The sequence below is a fragment of the Nonomuraea sp. NPDC001831 genome (assembly GCF_042892035.1).
In the GTDB taxonomy this organism is placed as follows: Bacteria; Actinomycetota; Actinomycetes; order Streptosporangiales; family Streptosporangiaceae; genus Nonomuraea.
This window is the reverse complement of sequence record NZ_JBIATU010000018.1, coordinates 49236-64331: the sequence shown is the minus strand read 5'-3', so window position 1 is coordinate 64331 and position 15096 is coordinate 49236. Positions and strand designations below refer to the sequence as shown.

General features: G+C 68.7%; 15 protein-coding genes. 6 read left to right on the top strand and 9 right to left on the bottom strand.

The genetic code is table 11. From position 1 onward, the window contains the following. Positions 1–64: 64 nt before the first annotated feature. Positions 65–553 (top strand): VOC family protein, encoded by a 489-nt coding sequence (locus ACFYYW_RS40060; protein ID WP_352323147.1) that lies wholly within the window; start codon positions 65–67, stop codon positions 551–553. A 263-nt stretch (positions 554–816) separates the two neighbouring features. Continuing rightward, a complete protein-coding gene (locus ACFYYW_RS40055; protein ID WP_352323146.1) occupies positions 817–1011 on the top strand; it encodes a DUF3046 domain-containing protein in 195 nt (64 codons plus the stop codon). Between the two features lie 43 nt (positions 1012–1054). Here the strand turns inward: ACFYYW_RS40055 and ACFYYW_RS40050 are convergent, their stop codons facing one another. Continuing rightward, a complete protein-coding gene (locus ACFYYW_RS40050) occupies positions 1055–1321 on the bottom strand; it encodes a hypothetical protein (protein ID WP_352323145.1) in 267 nt (88 codons plus the stop codon). 744 nt (positions 1322–2065) lie between these two features. Here ACFYYW_RS40050 and recA point away from each other — a divergent pair. Further along, positions 2066–3163, top strand: coding sequence for a recombinase RecA (recA, locus tag ACFYYW_RS40045; RefSeq protein WP_364415061.1), 1098 nt, complete (start codon positions 2066–2068; stop codon positions 3161–3163). A 281-nt stretch (positions 3164–3444) separates the two neighbouring features. Here the strand turns inward: recA and ACFYYW_RS40040 are convergent, their stop codons facing one another. Continuing rightward, positions 3445–3747 (bottom strand): hypothetical protein, encoded by a 303-nt coding sequence (locus ACFYYW_RS40040; RefSeq protein ID WP_387657725.1) that lies wholly within the window; start codon positions 3745–3747, stop codon positions 3445–3447. Here ACFYYW_RS40040 and recX point away from each other — a divergent pair. Next, positions 3640–5676 carry a recombination regulator RecX gene (recX, locus tag ACFYYW_RS40035; protein WP_387657465.1) on the top strand — a complete coding sequence of 679 codons (2037 nt, stop codon included), beginning with the start codon at positions 3640–3642 and terminating at the stop codon, positions 5674–5676. The genes ACFYYW_RS40040 and recX overlap by 108 nt on opposite strands. Before the next feature lie 474 nt (positions 5677–6150). On the opposite strand, the gene ACFYYW_RS40030 is transcribed toward recX, so the two are convergent. Next, positions 6151–7242: an IS630 family transposase gene (locus ACFYYW_RS40030; protein WP_387657463.1), complete on the bottom strand. Its 1092-nt coding sequence runs from the start codon at positions 7240–7242 to the stop codon at positions 6151–6153. A gap of 43 nt (positions 7243–7285) precedes the next feature. Next, entirely contained in the window at positions 7286–7762 is a 477-nt protein-coding gene (locus tag ACFYYW_RS40025; RefSeq protein WP_352356362.1) for a GNAT family N-acetyltransferase, read from the bottom strand. A 58-nt stretch (positions 7763–7820) separates the two neighbouring features. On the opposite strand from ACFYYW_RS40025, the gene ACFYYW_RS40020 reads away from it, so the two are divergent. Next, the gene (locus ACFYYW_RS40020; RefSeq protein WP_387657459.1) at positions 7821–8120 is read left to right on the top strand and encodes a hypothetical protein; all 300 of its coding nucleotides are present in this window, start codon (positions 7821–7823) and stop codon (positions 8118–8120) included. A gap of 22 nt (positions 8121–8142) precedes the next feature. On the opposite strand, the gene ACFYYW_RS40015 is transcribed toward ACFYYW_RS40020, so the two are convergent. Then, positions 8143–8544: an NUDIX domain-containing protein gene (locus ACFYYW_RS40015; RefSeq protein WP_387657456.1), complete on the bottom strand. Its 402-nt coding sequence runs from the start codon at positions 8542–8544 to the stop codon at positions 8143–8145. 528 nt (positions 8545–9072) lie between these two features. On the opposite strand from ACFYYW_RS40015, the gene rny reads away from it, so the two are divergent. Beyond that, on the top strand, positions 9073–10689 hold the full coding sequence (rny, locus tag ACFYYW_RS40010) for a ribonuclease Y (RefSeq protein ID WP_387657454.1): 1617 nt from the start codon (positions 9073–9075) through the stop codon (positions 10687–10689). A 203-nt stretch (positions 10690–10892) separates the two neighbouring features. On the opposite strand, the gene ACFYYW_RS40005 is transcribed toward rny, so the two are convergent. The 4 genes from ACFYYW_RS40005 to ACFYYW_RS39990 are packed head-to-tail and all read right to left on the bottom strand — an operon-like array spanning position 10893 to position 15054. Beyond that, positions 10893–11855, bottom strand: coding sequence for an ABC transporter permease (locus ACFYYW_RS40005; protein WP_352327360.1), 963 nt, complete (start codon positions 11853–11855; stop codon positions 10893–10895). Positions 11856–11897: 42 nt separating this feature from the next. Next, positions 11898–13022, bottom strand: a complete 1125-nt coding sequence (locus ACFYYW_RS40000) for an ABC transporter permease (RefSeq protein WP_387657451.1) — start codon at positions 13020–13022, stop codon at positions 11898–11900. Then, complete coding sequence (locus ACFYYW_RS39995) at positions 13019–14017, bottom strand: ABC transporter ATP-binding protein (RefSeq protein WP_387657448.1); 999 nt, start codon at positions 14015–14017, stop codon at positions 13019–13021. The genes ACFYYW_RS40000 and ACFYYW_RS39995 overlap by 4 nt, the downstream gene beginning before the upstream one ends. Beyond that, a complete protein-coding gene (locus tag ACFYYW_RS39990; RefSeq protein ID WP_352327363.1) occupies positions 14017–15054 on the bottom strand; it encodes an ABC transporter ATP-binding protein in 1038 nt (345 codons plus the stop codon). The genes ACFYYW_RS39995 and ACFYYW_RS39990 overlap by 1 nt, the downstream gene beginning before the upstream one ends. Between the last annotated feature and the right edge of the window lie 42 nt (positions 15055–15096).

The following is a 15096-nucleotide window of genomic DNA, read 5'->3' as shown; positions in this document are numbered from 1 at the left end:
ACAGAAAACTCATTGGAGCGGCGCCGGGTGGTTGAGCGGGGGTCAAGGCGGACATACAGCGACCGTGACCATTGACTATGCCGCCGTCGAGACCAGACGCGCTGAATTGCGAAGTAAGTACGCCTTACCGCACCGGCCGTCGAGCAGCGCCCGTGGCCTGCACCACGTGGCCCTGCTGTCGTCCGACGTCGAGCGGACCATCAAGTTCTACCAGGAACTTCTGGAGTTCCCGCTGACGGAGATCATCGAGAACCGCGACTACAAGGGTTCGAGCCACTTCTTCTTCGACATCGGCAACGGCAACCTGCTCGCGTTCTTCGACTTCCCGGGGCTCGACCTCGGCCCGTACCAGGAGGTGCTCGGCGGGCTGCACCACGTGGCGATCTCCGTCGACCCCGCCACCTGGGAACGGCTGCGCGGCAAGCTGGAGATGGCCGGCGTGCCGCACCAGATCGAGAGCGGCGCCTCCATCTACTTCAAGGACCCCGACGGCGCCCGCCTGGAACTGCTCGCCGACCATCTCGGTGAGATGTACGGTGCGCGAGTTCTATGACTGTTCTGTGACTGTTCGTCCCGGCTCAGCGCCGTGACGCCCTGCGCGTACGCGGCCTGCCCGCACGCGGCTCCTGCCTGATTCCCGCGTGCCGCTCCGATCGCTGTCCCTTCTCCTTCTGGACGGTCTGCCGCATCGCGAGTAACAGCCGGCGGCGCCGCGCCCTGTTGGCCTTGGTCCTGGCGGTCTTCGGGGGTGAAGACTTGGGGGTCTTTGGCATGTGGATGTCTTACCCACACCTGACGCGATTCCATACTTGGTCCATGCGCCTGACCGAGTTCTGGAGACGGATGAACGCCCATTTCGGCGAGACCTATGCCGAGTCGTGGGCCCGCGACTACGTGATCGCCCCGCTGGGCGGCCGTACCGTCATCCAGGCGCTGGCCGACGGTGAGAGCGCCAAGACCGTATGGCGGGCCGTGTGCCAGGTCGAGGACGTCCCACCCCGGCTACGGTGAACCCTGGCCACGTTGAGCTCAGGTCGGGGACGTTCCACCCGGGCTACGTTGAGCTCAGCGTCCGGCGGAGGGCGTCCGCCGTGGCTTCCAGGTCGTCCGCGCTGCCCTGGCCGCCCGGCGACCACAACAACGTCCAGCCCCCGCTGGAGGGGGTGGCGAAGATGATCGTCTGGCGGCGCGTGCGCGGATGCCACACCCACAACACCGGATCGTCGCCGCCGACCATGCGGCTTACCAGCCCCTGATGGGGCAGCAACTCGGCGAGCGCCTCCAGAAGGGTGCGTCGTTCCCCGGTGTAGCCACTCGCCACTTCGCCGCCTCCCAGCCAATCCCCTGCATGGGAGTCTCCCCAGCTCACGGCGTATGACAACACGTCGGCGGCAACACGCGCGGGAGATCGCGAACGCCCTCGCCCCCCACGCCCCACCCGTCACCCGGGCCCCGGTGCCGGCGCTCTCCGCGCCGGCGGGAAGAACGTCCGTGACGTCTCCCCACGCGGCGATCCACATCCTCCGTGACGGCTCAGGCCCGTGTTCTCCGGCACGAGCCAGATCCGTGTCATTCGGTACGGGCGGGATCCGCGTTTCCCGGCCGGGTCAGAGTTGTTCGGTACGGGCGGGATCCGCGTTTCCCGGTCGGGTCAGAGTTGTTCGGGACGGGCGGGATCCGCGTTTTCCTGGCCGGGTCAGATGCCGCTCGTCCGTGAGGGACAGGCGTTCGTCGGCCCCGGCTCCAGGCAACCGCCCATCGGGGCACACCCCATCACATCCGCCCGCCGCGCCCGATCCCACGGCCGCGGCCCCCCGGGCAGACCCCACGGCCAATCGGCCGGCAACCACCATGAACGCGAGCGACGTCCGAGCACCGGCCTCGCCCTCCTCTGAACACACCGCATGCATCCCAGCAGCGTGTTCGTGATGTGATCGAACAGCCGTTCGGCTACGATGAACCTGCCGAACCGGCCACGCCTTCCCCGACCGTCTCAGAAAATGTCGGTGGCAGGCCGTAGCTTTCACTCGACTGATCGGACCACGACCCTCCAGAGGGAGCTCCCATGGCTATCAACGACCGCGAGAAGGCCCTCGAGACCGCGCTCGCTCAGATTGAGCGGCAGTTCGGCAAGGGCTCCGTCATGCGACTGGGCGACGACGCCCGAGCCCCCATCGAGGTGATCCCCACCGGGTCGATCTCCCTTGACGTGGCCCTCGGCATCGGCGGCCTCCCGCGTGGGCGCATCGTCGAGATCTACGGCCCCGAGTCCTCGGGCAAGACCACGGTCGCCCTGCACGCGGTGGCCAACGCCCAGCGGGCCGGCGGCATCGCGGCGTTCATCGACGCCGAACACGCCCTTGACCCCGAATACGCCAAGAAGCTGGGCGTCGACACTGACGCCCTGCTGGTCTCCCAGCCCGACACCGGTGAGCAGGCGCTCGAGATCGCCGACATGCTGATCAGGTCCGGCGCGGTCGACATCATCGTCATCGACTCGGTGGCCGCCCTGGTGCCCAAGGCCGAGATCGAGGGCGAGATGGGCGACAGCCACGTCGGCCTCCAGGCGCGCCTCATGTCCCAGGCGCTGCGCAAGGTCGCCGGCGCGCTCAACAGCACCGGCACCACCGCGATCTTCATCAACCAGCTCCGCGAGAAGATCGGCGTCATGTTCGGCAGCCCCGAGACCACGACCGGTGGTAAGGCGCTCAAGTTCTACGCCTCCGTCCGCATGGACATCCGCCGCATCGAGACCCTGAAGGACGGCACGGAGGCGGTCGGCAACCGCACCCGGGTCAAGGTCGTCAAGAACAAGATGGCCCCGCCCTTCCGCGTCGCCGACTTCGACATCCTCTACGGCGTGGGCATCTCCCGCGAGGGCGGCCTCATCGACATGGGCGTCGAGCACGGCTTCGTCCGCAAGTCGGGCGCCTGGTACACGTACGAGGGCGACCAGCTGGGCCAGGGCAAGGAGAACGCGCGCAACTTCCTGAAGAACCACCCCGACATGGCCAACGAGATCGAGAAGAAGATCAAGGACAAGCTCGGGGTCGGTCCGAAGCTCGACACGCCTGCCGAGCCCGCCGCCGCCGTCCCGGCTCCCGCCGCCGCCGCGCCCTCGGGTCGTGGCTCGAAGTCCACCCCCAAGCCGGGTGACGTCTGATCGGTCGGCGCATGAGTGACAGGGATCCGTCGCAGGCGCCCCGTTACCAGGACTGGGGCGCATGGCCCGACCTCCCCGCCTCGGGGGAGCGCAGAAAGCGCGGACCCCGCGGCCGCCGGGCCACCCCCTCCGACCCGACGCCCACGTCCACCACCCCCGAGCCGCCGACCTGGGCCACCTCGGCCGAGTCGGTGACCGGGGCCACCACCTCCGAGTCGGTGACCCGGGCTGCCGGCCGTCCGGCCTCGGGCAGGGGCTCACGTGGCGCCGACCTCGCCCGGTCAGCCGCCGACGGCTGGCCGTCGGTAGACGAATGGCACGAACAACGCGCCCGTCTCCGAGCCGCCGCCGCCTCCGAGCCCCCCACCCCCGACGACGACCACCCCCCGACCGTCCACACCAGCGCAGATGCCCCGGCTGCCCACGACAGGCTGGACGACGCGGCCGATCACGCTGGTGCCGCTGGCGTGCAGAGCATGGCCGTCCACGATCAGGCGGACGAAGCGGTCGTTCACCATGAAGTGGACGACGAGGTGGTTCGTGACGCGGTGGTTCGCGACGATGCGCACGACGTGGTCGTCCATGCACAGGTGGACGACGAGGGTGTGTCGTCGGGCTGGGGCACGGACCGGCAGGCTGTTGTCGCGCCCCCGGCGTGGGGCCCTGGCCGGGAGATGGCCGCGCCAACCTTCCACTGGCCGGGCGACCCCCGCCCCGAAGCAGACGAGAAGGCTGCGAGCTCGACTCGTGAATCCGACGGGAGCCTCAGCAATGAGGCTGAGGTCGGGCTGGGTGCAGGGGCGGCCGTCGCCCCGAGCGATAAGGCTGACGTCAGGCCGCGCAGAAAGGCGGCCGTTGCGCCGGAAAGTGACGCCGGTGTCGGGCTGAACGAAGGAGCTGGCGTCACGCCGGGCAGTGAAGCCGGTGTTGGGCTGGATGTAGGGGCTGGCGTTGCGCCGGGCACTGAGGTCGATGTTGCGCTGAGCGGTGAAACGGGCTTCGGGCTAAGGCCGCGCAGTGAGGTGTTCATGGCGTGGCCGGGCACTGAGCGTGGCGATCCGGCAGAACGGCCCACTCCTGGCTGGCTCCACTCGGCCGACCCCAGCGCTCAGGACGAAGCCGCCCCCGACGGAAGCCCGGACAATCGTGGCCGAGCTGGTGGGCGGGGCAGTGGCCGGACCGGCGGACGGGCCGGCGGACGGGCGTCCCGAGGGCGCTCCGACGAGGGTGCCGACGCGCCGATCTTCGTCTGGCCGGGTGAGCGTAAGGCTCGTGCCGACCGGGACACCGCTGCGAGCTCGCCTGCCGAAGACGCCCGCACCGAACCGACCCGTAAGGGCAGTTCGGGAAGGCGTAAGAGGAAGGCCCAGGTTGACGGTTTCGCCGGAAGCGCGCTGGACGAGCTGAGCGATCATGACGGTGAGGGCGCTGCCGGGGTCGCTGGGCGGCGTACGAGCAGGCGGAGGGCTCCGGACGGCGAGGGCTTCTCCGGAATCCCTTCGGATGAGCTGAATGGCCCTGATGGCGAGGGTGCTGCTGATGTTGCTCCGCGGCGTACGAGCGGGCGGGCAGATCAGGAGAGCGCAGGGAGTTCCGAGGCGCAGCCGGCTGGGCTGAGTGGTCAGGATGGCGGCGGTGTCGCTGAGGAGCGCCTGCGGGAACGCGAAGATCCGTACGAGGCCGGCGGCGTAGGCGGGAAGCCGGAGGGGGAGGCCTCCTCCGCGGAGAAGCGCGGCGCCGATGAGTGGCATTCTGAGGTGCTGGCCGGAAGCAGCTGGTTCGGCGATGAGCAGGACGCGGGTGGGAAGAAGCGTTCAGGCAAGGGGCGCCGGACAGGCGGCCGGGGCGCTGGACGGGGCAGCGGCAGGGGGAGCGGACGCTTCGGGAGAGGCGCGACCGGTCGTGGCGGCCCGCTGTCCGACGGCTCGCTGTCTGACGGCCCCCTCTCCGACGGGCCATCGCATGGCGGGCTGCTGCCTGATGGGCCGGACGTCGGCAGTTCCGCTGCGGCGGCACCTGCGGCGGACCCGGAGTCCGTTGCGCGGGCCATCTGTCTTCGGCTGCTCACCATGGCTCCCAAGACGCGGGCGCAGCTCGCCGAGGCCCTTCGCAAGCGGGACGTACCGGATGAGGCTGCCGGAAAGGTGCTTGATCGGTTTGTCGAGCTCGGGCTGATCAATGACGAGGCGTTCGCGGAGGCATGGGTCGATTCTCGGCACCACGGTCGGGGCCTCGCCAAGCGTGCGCTCGCGGCCGAATTGCGCCATCGGGGTGTGGACACCGAAACCGTGAAGGAAGCCGTGGAGCGCCTGGACTCCGACCAGGAGGCCGAGACGGCCCGACGGCTGGTGGACCGTAAGCTCGCCTCCACCCGATCCCTCGACTCGCAGACCCGTACGCGGCGTCTGGCCGGCATGCTCGCGCGCAAGGGGTACTCGTCGGGATTGGCGTACCGGGTGATCCGGGAGGCCCTCGAACAGGAGGGCATCGACCTGGAGGATGACTTCTCCTAATCCCTCAGGACCTTCCGGCTGGCCTGCCGCCAGGTGCGAAGCCCTCTCACGCTTCGGGCTCAGGGAGATGGAGGGGCTATGGCCTGCTGGCTGGGGCCGCCCCCTCTCCTGCTTGAGGCTCGAGGGAGGGACTGGAGGTCTGCTGCCTGGTCAAGAGCTGAGGGGGACCGAAAGGCTGTGGGGTTGATCGTCGGATTCGGAGCTTCTCGCGCTTGGGCTCAGCAGATGACGGGTTGTGGGGCTGCTGATGGGTCTGAAGCGTCTCGTGTCTGGGGGCAGAGAGGCGGAGGGCGTGGGGTGCTGCATGGATGGGCGCCCATGAAGGTGAGGGTGGGCCCGGAGGAGGTAAGGCTGGGGGGTCGGCTCTGAGCGCTGGTCAGTGGAAGCTCGGGGATTCGCTTGGAGTGCTGGGCGGTTGCGGGGGCGGGGTTAGGACGTGTCGCAAAGTCCGCCTCTAGGGATATGGCGGAGTCTCTAGTGTCCTGAGTCGGGAATTCTGTTCAGATATCCGGCGAGGCGTTCGAGGATCTCGTCGGCGGTCTTGGTCCAGACGTAGGGCCGCGGCTTGGTGTTCCAGGTCGAGATCCAGTCGCAGATGTCCTTCTCCAGGGCCTGGACGGACTTGTGCACGCCGCGACAAATCTGCTTGTTCGTCAGGTCGGCGAACCACCGCTCCACGAGGTTGAGCCAGGACGACCCGGTCGGGGTGAAGTGCAGATGGAACCGCGGGTGGGCGACCAGCCAGGTGCGGATCGCGGGCGTCTTGTGCGTGGCGTAGTTGTCGAGCACGAGGTGGATGTCCAGGTCCGCGGGGGTCTGCTTGTCCAAGGTGATCAGGAACTTCTTGAACTCCTCGGCGCGGTGACGGCGGTGCAGGGACCCGATGACCTTGCCGGATGCGATCTTCAGGGCGGCGAACAGGGTCGTGGTGCCGGCCCTGACGTAGTCGTGGGTCACGCGCTGCGGGATTCCGGGCATCATCGGCAGCACGGGCTGGGAGCGGTCCAACGCCTGGATCTGCGACTTCTCGTCCACGCAGAACACCAGCGCCCGCTCGGGCGGATCCAGGTAGAGCCCGACGACGTCGTGGACCTTGTCCACGAAGTACGGGTCGGTGGACAGCTTGAACTCCTCGACCCGGTGGGGTTGCAGGCCGAACGCCCGCCAGACCCGCGAGACCGTCGACTGCGACATGCCGATCTCCTTGGCCATCGACCGGGTCGACCAGTGCGTCGCGTTCTTCGGTGTGCTCTCCAAGGTCTTGGTCACCAGTGCCGCGACCTGCTCGTCGGTCACCGACCGGGGCCCGCCCGAGCGTGGCATGTCACCCAGGCCCGCGATCCGATGCTCGACGAACCGGGCCCGCCACCGCCCGACCGCGTGAGGCGTCGACCCGAGCCGCTGCGCGACGTCCTTGTTCGTCGCGCCCGTCGCGCACTCCAGGATGATCCGGCATCGCAACGCCCACGACTGCGGCGTCGACCTGCGCCGCACCCAACCCTCCAGCGCCGCCCGCTCGTCCTCGGACAACACCAGCTCGGCCTTCGGCCGCCCCGTACTCGCCATGACACCAGCATAGAGTTATGAACAGAATTCCTGACTCAGGATGCTAGAGGCGGCGACGCATTTCTACGTTGGGGACGACGACCCCACGGACCGTGTTGTCCGGGCGATGGGCGACCACAGTGAATCCGAGGCGTTCGAACGCAGGCTGAGCACTCCGACTGGCCAAGGTCCGCAGTTCGGTGAGCCCACGGGCACGCGCCTCGCGCATGATGGCAGTGAGCAGGGCGCGTGCAACACCCCTGCCCCCTGATCGTGGATGAACGAACAGCATGTCAACCAAGCCGTCCGGCAGCAGGTCCGTGAACCCCACGACAGTGTCATCAACTTCTGCCACCAGGGTCGACGCTTCTTGCCGCCGCCTGTCCCAATCGCTCAGGTCGGTGCGAGCGGGGCCAGCCCATGCGTCCACCTGGCGCGGTCCGTAAACCAACGAGGCCGTTTGGCGAATCGCGGCTTGGAAGACATCGAAGGTCGCTGTGGCGTCATCTGGGCCTCGGTATGCGCGAATATCACACGTCATGAACCCAGCCTACATATATGGACAGAACTCCTGACTCAGGACACTAGTGTGACCGTGCATGGGAATCAGCGTGATGGTGTGGACCTTCTCCGGCGACATGGAGGGACAGTCGCTGCACCCGGCGATCAACGCGCTTTGTGATCGCGCCTTGGGCCTGGGGCTACCGATGCTCGGCTACGTCGATCCCTGCGACGACACCATCTTCAACCGGTCGCAGATGCGGAAAGTGGTGCCTGAGCTGCAACAGCTTGCGCGTCTAGTACCTGAGGATGAACGGCGGGCGGCCGAAGAGATCCTTGACCTCTGCCAGTTGATCGAACGCAAGCCTCATAGATATCTACTCTTCAACGGAGACTAACCACCTGACTTCGAGACACGTCCTAGTGGAGTTGGCCGGTTCGGTGTAGGTGGTCGAAGATGAGTTGGTCGACCGGGGACACGCGGTCGCGGTCGGCGTGGGTCAGCCAGGTGATCTCTTCGATCTCGTTGCTGGGTGTCGGGACCCCGTGGTGCTCGGCGGTGTAGCAGGTCATCCGTACGGTGACGCCGTCGGCGTGGCCGTGTGCCTGGGCGTGGAAGGTGCCCAGGTGGGTGGCGGTGGTCGGGATGATGGTGACGGAGAGTTCTTCGTCGATCTCGCGGATCAGGGTGTCGAGGTCGCTTTCGCCGGGCTCGCGTTTGCCGCCGGGGAGGTAGTAGGCGCTCTTGCCGCGTGAGCGGGTGCTGAGGATCTTGTTGTCGTCCAGGTGAATCCAGGCGATCTTGTCGATGAGGGTGTTCATCGTGTGCTCCTGTCGGGGCGGGCGAGCCGGGCGTCGGGCGTTCGAAGAGTTTCTCGCGTGCGACGGAAGCCGGGACTGGAGGGTCCGCCGGAGCTCTACGGATTGATGGCCGGTGGTCGCCGGATGGCGGGTTGTGGGCTTTGTCTGGGCTATGGGGGTTGGAGAGGTGAAGGTGGGGGACAAATGGGGGGTGATCGTGGGTTATGTGGTTGATTGGGGAGATGCGGGCCCGTAAGACACGCTTGAGGACGCGTTTGCTTGCTCGTGACCTGTTCGACGCATAACCTCGACGGCAGTGAGGAGTTACTCCGCGCAGTGCGGATTGCCATACCGGTGAACGACGGACGTACGAGCTCGGTTGATCGAGGCAGGCGAGGTGTCGGCTATGGGGGCCGATGCCCGGTCAGCCTTGGCCTGACATCGGTCCTGGAGACGACGCCGACCGGGCTTTCCGTGGCGCGCACGTGACCCCTCCCGTTTTGGGTCCGCGTTATGAGGTGTTGACGACGCGAGGAGGGCGGGGCGCGCATGCAGCCGCTTGTCGTGGTGCTGATGGTGGCGGTGCTCGTGCTCGCGTTCGGGATGATCGTGGCGCTGCTCGTCGTCATACGCCGTACCTCTGGCGGTTTGCCCCGGAAGTCCGAGCCGAGCCCTGAGCAGGTGGAGGCCGTACACGCGGAGCTTGAGGAGGCGCGGGAGCGTGCCAAGGAGATCCGTGCCAAGGCGGAGAGCGACGCCGAGGAGATCCTGCGCAGGTCGGAGAGCGCCGTCGAGAGCGCCGCGCAGATGCGGCGGGAGGTCGAGGAGGAGAGCCGGATCCTGAAGTCCGAGCTCAAGGAGCTCCGGACCGATCTCGAACGCAGGGAGGCCAGGCTGGCCGAGCGCGAGCAGCGGCTCGACGAGGAGGCCAGGCGGCAGTCCGAGCGGGACAGGAAGCTGGCCGAGACCGAGATCGAGCTGGCCGACCGGCGCGAGGAACTGCTCCAGGTCGAGGACGAGCGGCGGGCGATCCTGGAACGGGTCGCCGGGCTGACGGGGGAGCAGGCCAAGTCCGAGCTGGTCAAGGAGATCGAGAACCAGGCCAAGCGCGAGGCGGCGCTGATCATCAGGGAGATCGAGGGCGAGGCCCGCAAGGAGGGGGAGAAGCGGGCCACCAAGATCGTGACGCTGGCGGTCCAGCGGGTGGCTGCCGAGCAGACGGCCGAGTCGGTCGTCAGTGTGCTGCATCTGCCCGGTGACGAGATGAAGGGCCGGATCATCGGTCGCGAGGGACGCAACATCCGGGCGTTCGAGTCGACCACGGGCGTGAACCTGATCATCGACGACACGCCGGAGGCGGTGTTGTTGTCGTGTTTCGACCCGGTTCGCAGGGAGACGGCGCGGCTCACGCTGGAGAAGCTGGTGCTGGACGGGCGCATCCATCCGCAGCGCATCGAGGAGGCGCACGACCGCAGCCGCCAGGAGGTCCAGGACCTCTGCGCGCGGGCCGGCGAGGACGCGCTGGTCGAGCTGGGCATCACCGACATGCACCCCGAGCTGACGCTGCTGCTCGGGCAGCTTCGATACCGCACCTCCTACGGTCAGAACGTGCTCAAGCACCTCATCGAGTCCGCGCACATCGCCGGGATCATGGCGGCCGAGCTCAAGATGAACCAGCAGCTCATGAAGCGGTGCGCGCTGCTGCACGACATCGGCAAGGCCCTCACGCACGAGGTCGAGGGCAGTCACGCGCTGATCGGCGCCGAGATCGCCCGCCGGTACGGCGAGCAGGAGGACGTGGTGCACGCCATCGAGGCGCACCACAACGAGGTCGAGGTCCGTACGGTCGAGGCGGTGCTCACGCAGGCGGCCGACGCCATCAGCGGCAGCCGTCCGGGGGCGCGCAGGGAGTCGCTGGAGGCGTACGTCAAGCGGCTGGAGCGGCTGGAGGAGATCGCGCAGTCGTACGAGGGCGTGGAGAAGGTGTTCGCCATGCAGGCCGGGCGGGAGATCCGGGTCATGGTCAAGCCGGACGCGATCGACGACATCCAGGCGCAGGTGATCGCCCGGGACGTGGCCAAGCAGGTGGAGGAGGAGCTGACGTACCCGGGGCAGATCCGGATCACGGTGGTGCGCGAGTCCCGCGCCACCGAGTTCGCCCGCTGACCCCGAAGAAGCCGCCCGCCGGCCCCAAGAACGCTCAGCCATTTCCGAGGGATCCCGCCGGTTCCAGGATCCCGCCGGTTCCGAGAGCCCGCCGGTTCCATGATCCCGCCCGTTCCACGAGGCGGGAAGTGGACGAAGGCGGTGCGCCCGGCCGGACGCGCCGCCTCGTATCGTCTCGTCAGGCCAGGCGGAGGCTCGTAGCATCAGGCCAGGCGGATCCGGGGGTCGAGGAGTCCGTAGGCGATGTCCACGATCAGGTTCGCCACCACCACGGCGGTGGTGGCCAGGATGACGACGCCCATGATCACCGGCAGGTCCCCGCTGATGAACGCCTGCACCACCGCCTGCCCGATGCCGCCGAGCCCGAAGACCGACTCCGTCACCACCAGACCGCCGATCAGCGTGCCGATGTCCACGCCGAGCTGGGTGACCACGGGGGTCAGCGCGGCGCGCAGGCCGTGCCGGTAGATGACGCGGCCCTCGGGCACGCCCTTGGCGCGGGCCGTACGGATGTAGTCCTCGCCCAGGACGTCCAGCATGGAGCCCCGGGTGAGCCGGGCATACGAGGCCGCCTGGACCATGGCCAACGTGATCCACGGCAGGATCAGGTGCCGGGCCCATTCGCCGGGGTTCTCGGAGAAGGGCACGTAGGAGTCGGGCGGCAGGATCGGCGCGCCCGCCATGGTGAGCTGGAAGAAGAAGAAATACAGCAGCAGCAGGCCGACCACGAACGTCGGCATCGAGACCCCGGCCAGGGCCAGCGTGGTCAGGGCGCGGTCGAGGAACGACCGTACGCGGGTGGCGCTGAGCACCCCGGCGCCGACGCCGACGCAGAGCCACAGGACGGCGCCGCCGAGCACCAGCGAGAACGTCGGCGGGAAGTCCTGGGCGAGCAGCTTGCCCACCGATTCGCCCGAGAAGTACGACTGACCGAGGTCGCCGTGCAGGAGCCGGCCCAGGTAGTCGAAGTACTGGACGATGGTGGGACGGTCGAGGCCGAGGTTGTGCCGGATCAGGTCGACCTGCTCGGGGGTGGCCTGGCGGCCGGCCAGCGTACGGGCGGGGTCGCCGGGGGCGACGAAGAACAGGAAGAACGTGCCCAGGGAGACCAGCCACAACACCAGCACTCCGAGCAGCGTGCGCCGCAGCAGGAACCGTCGCAACATCAGCCCTCCACCTCCTGAAGCAACCCCGGCATCCCACCCCGGTCATGAAACGTCAGCATCGGGCCCTCCAGCAGCGGCATCGGACCGCCCGGCATCGGCATCGGACCGCCCAGCGGCGGGCGCGGAGGCCGGAGCAGAAGCCGAAGCGGAAGCCGGACCGGAAGCCGGACCGGACGCCGGAGCGGACGCCGGACCGGAAGCCGGACCGGATGCCGCACGCCGGTTCCGCCGTCGCCGGCGGCTGAACAGCCGTTCCATCCGGGGATCGATGGCGTCCCTGATCCCGTCGCCCACCAGGTTGAACGCCAGCGTCGTGATCAGCAGCGAGGCCGCCGGGAAGCCCAGATACCAGTACGCCACCCGGTAGAACCCCTGGGCCTCGCTCAGCAGGTTCCCCCACGACGGGGTAGGGGGAACGATCCCGAGCCCCAGATAGGACAGGGTGGACTCGAACACGATCGCGGCCGGCACCAGCAGCGTGGTGAGCACGATGACGGGGGCCAGCAGGTTCGGCAGGATGTCCACGAACATGATGCGCGCGTCGCCGGCCCCCATGGACCGGGCCGCCTCCACGTACTCGCGTTCCTTGAGCGACAACGTCTGGCCGCGCACCACGCGGGCGATCGCCGCCCAGGAGTAGAACGAGATCACCCCGATCGTCGCGGTCAGCGAGGGTCCGGCGATGGACACCACCGCGATCGCGAAGATCAGGTACGGGAACGACAGGACCACGTCCATGAGCCGGGACAGGATGGTGTCGATGACGCCGCCGTAGTACCCGGCCAGCAGCCCGATGACGACCCCGATCAGCGCCGCCACGCCGGTCGCGACCACGCCGACGAGCAGCGAGACGCGCGCGCCGTACAGGACCCTGATGAACAGGTCGCGGCCGAGGCGGTCGGTGCCGAACCAGAACTCGCCGTTGGGCGCGACGGGCAGGCCCTGGTCGGTGATGCCGGTGTCGCGGAACTGCTCGTCGGGGTCGTGGCCGTTCCAGGCCGAGATGAGCGGCGCGGCCAGGGCGAGCAGGCACAGCAGCACGACGACGATGCCGGAGACCAGGGCCACCCGGTCGGACCTGATCCGCGCCCAGGCGAGCTGCCAGGGGCTGCGTCCGGCGATCGTGCGGTCGGTGACGACGTCCGGACGGATCTCCGTGAGAGTCATGCGGTCCTCCCGGCGGTCAGGTCCTCGCCCGCCTCGACGGGGTAGTGACAGGCCACCAGGTGTTCCTGGGGCACCAGCAGCGGTTCCTCGGCCGAGCAGCGTTCGCGCGCTTTCGGGCACCGCGGATGGAAGCGGCAGCCGGTGGGCGGGTCGATCGGCGAGGGCACGTCGCCGGTGAGGATGATGCGGTGCCGCCGTTCGGCCTCGTCGGGGTCGGCCACGGCGGTCGCCGACAGCAGCGCGTTCGTGTAGGGATGGCGGGGCACGGCGTGCAGATCCTCCGCGGTGGCCAGTTCGGCCACCTTGCCCAGGTACATGACCGCGATCCGGTCGCTGACGTGCCGCACCACCGACAGGTCGTGGGCGATGAACAGGTACGTCAGCCCGAAGTCGTCCTGGAGGTCCTTGAGCAGGTTGAGGATCTGGGCCTGGATGGACACGTCGAGCGCCGATACCGGCTCGTCGCAGATGATCAGCCGGGGCCGCAGCGCGAGCGCCCGCGCGACGCCGATGCGCTGCCGCTGCCCGCCGGAGAACTCGGCGGGGAACCGGTTGTAGTGCTCGGGGTTGAGCCCCACCCGTTCCATCAGCTCCTGGACGGTCCGCCGCAGCTCCTGGCCGCTCTGCACCCGGTGGATGACGAGCGGGTCGGCGATGATCGAGCCGACCCGCCGGCGCGGGTTCAGCGAGCCGTACGGGTCCTGGAAGATCACCTGGATGTCACGCCGGTAGGGCCGCATCCGGCGCCGCGGCAGGTTCGTGATGTCGGCGCCGTCGAAGCGCACGCTGCCGGAGGTGATGGGATGCAGGCCCGCGATGCACCGGGCGAGCGTGGACTTGCCGCAGCCGGTCTCGCCGACCAGGCCGAGGGTCTCGCCGGGCGACAGCGACAGGCTGACGCCGTCGACGGCTCTGACCTGGCCGATCGTCTGCTTGATCAGCATGCCGCTGGTGATGGGGAAGTGTTTGACCAGGTTCTCGACTTCGAGCAGCATCAGGCCTCCTCCGCCGTGCCGAGCACCGCCCGCTTGCGCAGCGCCTCGGCCTCCGCGCCGAGCCCGATCGCCTCGTGCGGCAGCCAGCACGCCGAGGCGTGCCCGCGCGCGCCCGTGATGGAGGCCAGCGGCGGCCGTTCGGCGGGGCAGACCGGCATCACGTACGGGCAGCGCGGATGGAAGGCGCACCCGGACGGGATCGCGATCAGGCTCGGCGGCGAGCCGGGGATGGGCCGCAGCCGTCCGCCGCGGTCGCCGGTGCTGCCCGGGATCGACTCCAGCAGGCCCTTGGTGTACGGGTGGTGCGGTTGGTAGTAGAGCGTGCGCCGGTCGGCCCGTTCGACGACGAGCCCGGCGTACATGACGAGCACCTCGTCGGCCATGCCGGCCACGACGCCGAGGTCGTGCGTGATGAGGACGAGCGCGATGTCGAACTCGGCCTGCACCCGCCCGATCAGCTCAAGGATCTGCGCCTGGACGGTCGCGTCCAGCGCGGTGGTGGGCTCGTCGGCGACGATGAGCTTGGGGTTGAGCGCCAGCGACATGGCGATCATCGCCCGTTGCCGCATGCCGCCGGAGAACTGGTGGGGATAGTCGTCCACCCTGCGGTCGGGGCGCGGGATGCCCACCAGGCCCAGCAGCTCGACGGCCCGTTTCCTGGCCTCGGCCCGGCGGGTGCCGGGGTTGTGGACGCGGATCAGCTCCTCGATCTGCCAGCCGACCTTGTAGAGCGGATGGAGGCTGGTCAGCGGGTCCTGGAAGACCACGCTGATCTCCGCGCCGCGGATGCGGCGAAGCTGCTCGTTGTCGAGCCCGAGCAGGTCGACGCCCTCGAACAGGGCCGTGCCCGAGATGTCGGCGTCGGGGGTCAGCCCGAGTATCGCCTGGGTGCTCACGGTCTTGCCGCTGCCGGACTCGCCGACGATCGCCAGCGTCTCGCCGCGATCGACGGTGAACGACAGCCCCCGCACCGCCTGGACCACGCCGTCGGAGGTGGGGAAGGACACCTGGAGGTCGGTTACCTCAAGCAGGCTCATATGTCTCCCTCGCGGCCGTCCCGCGGGCCCGCCTGCCGGCGC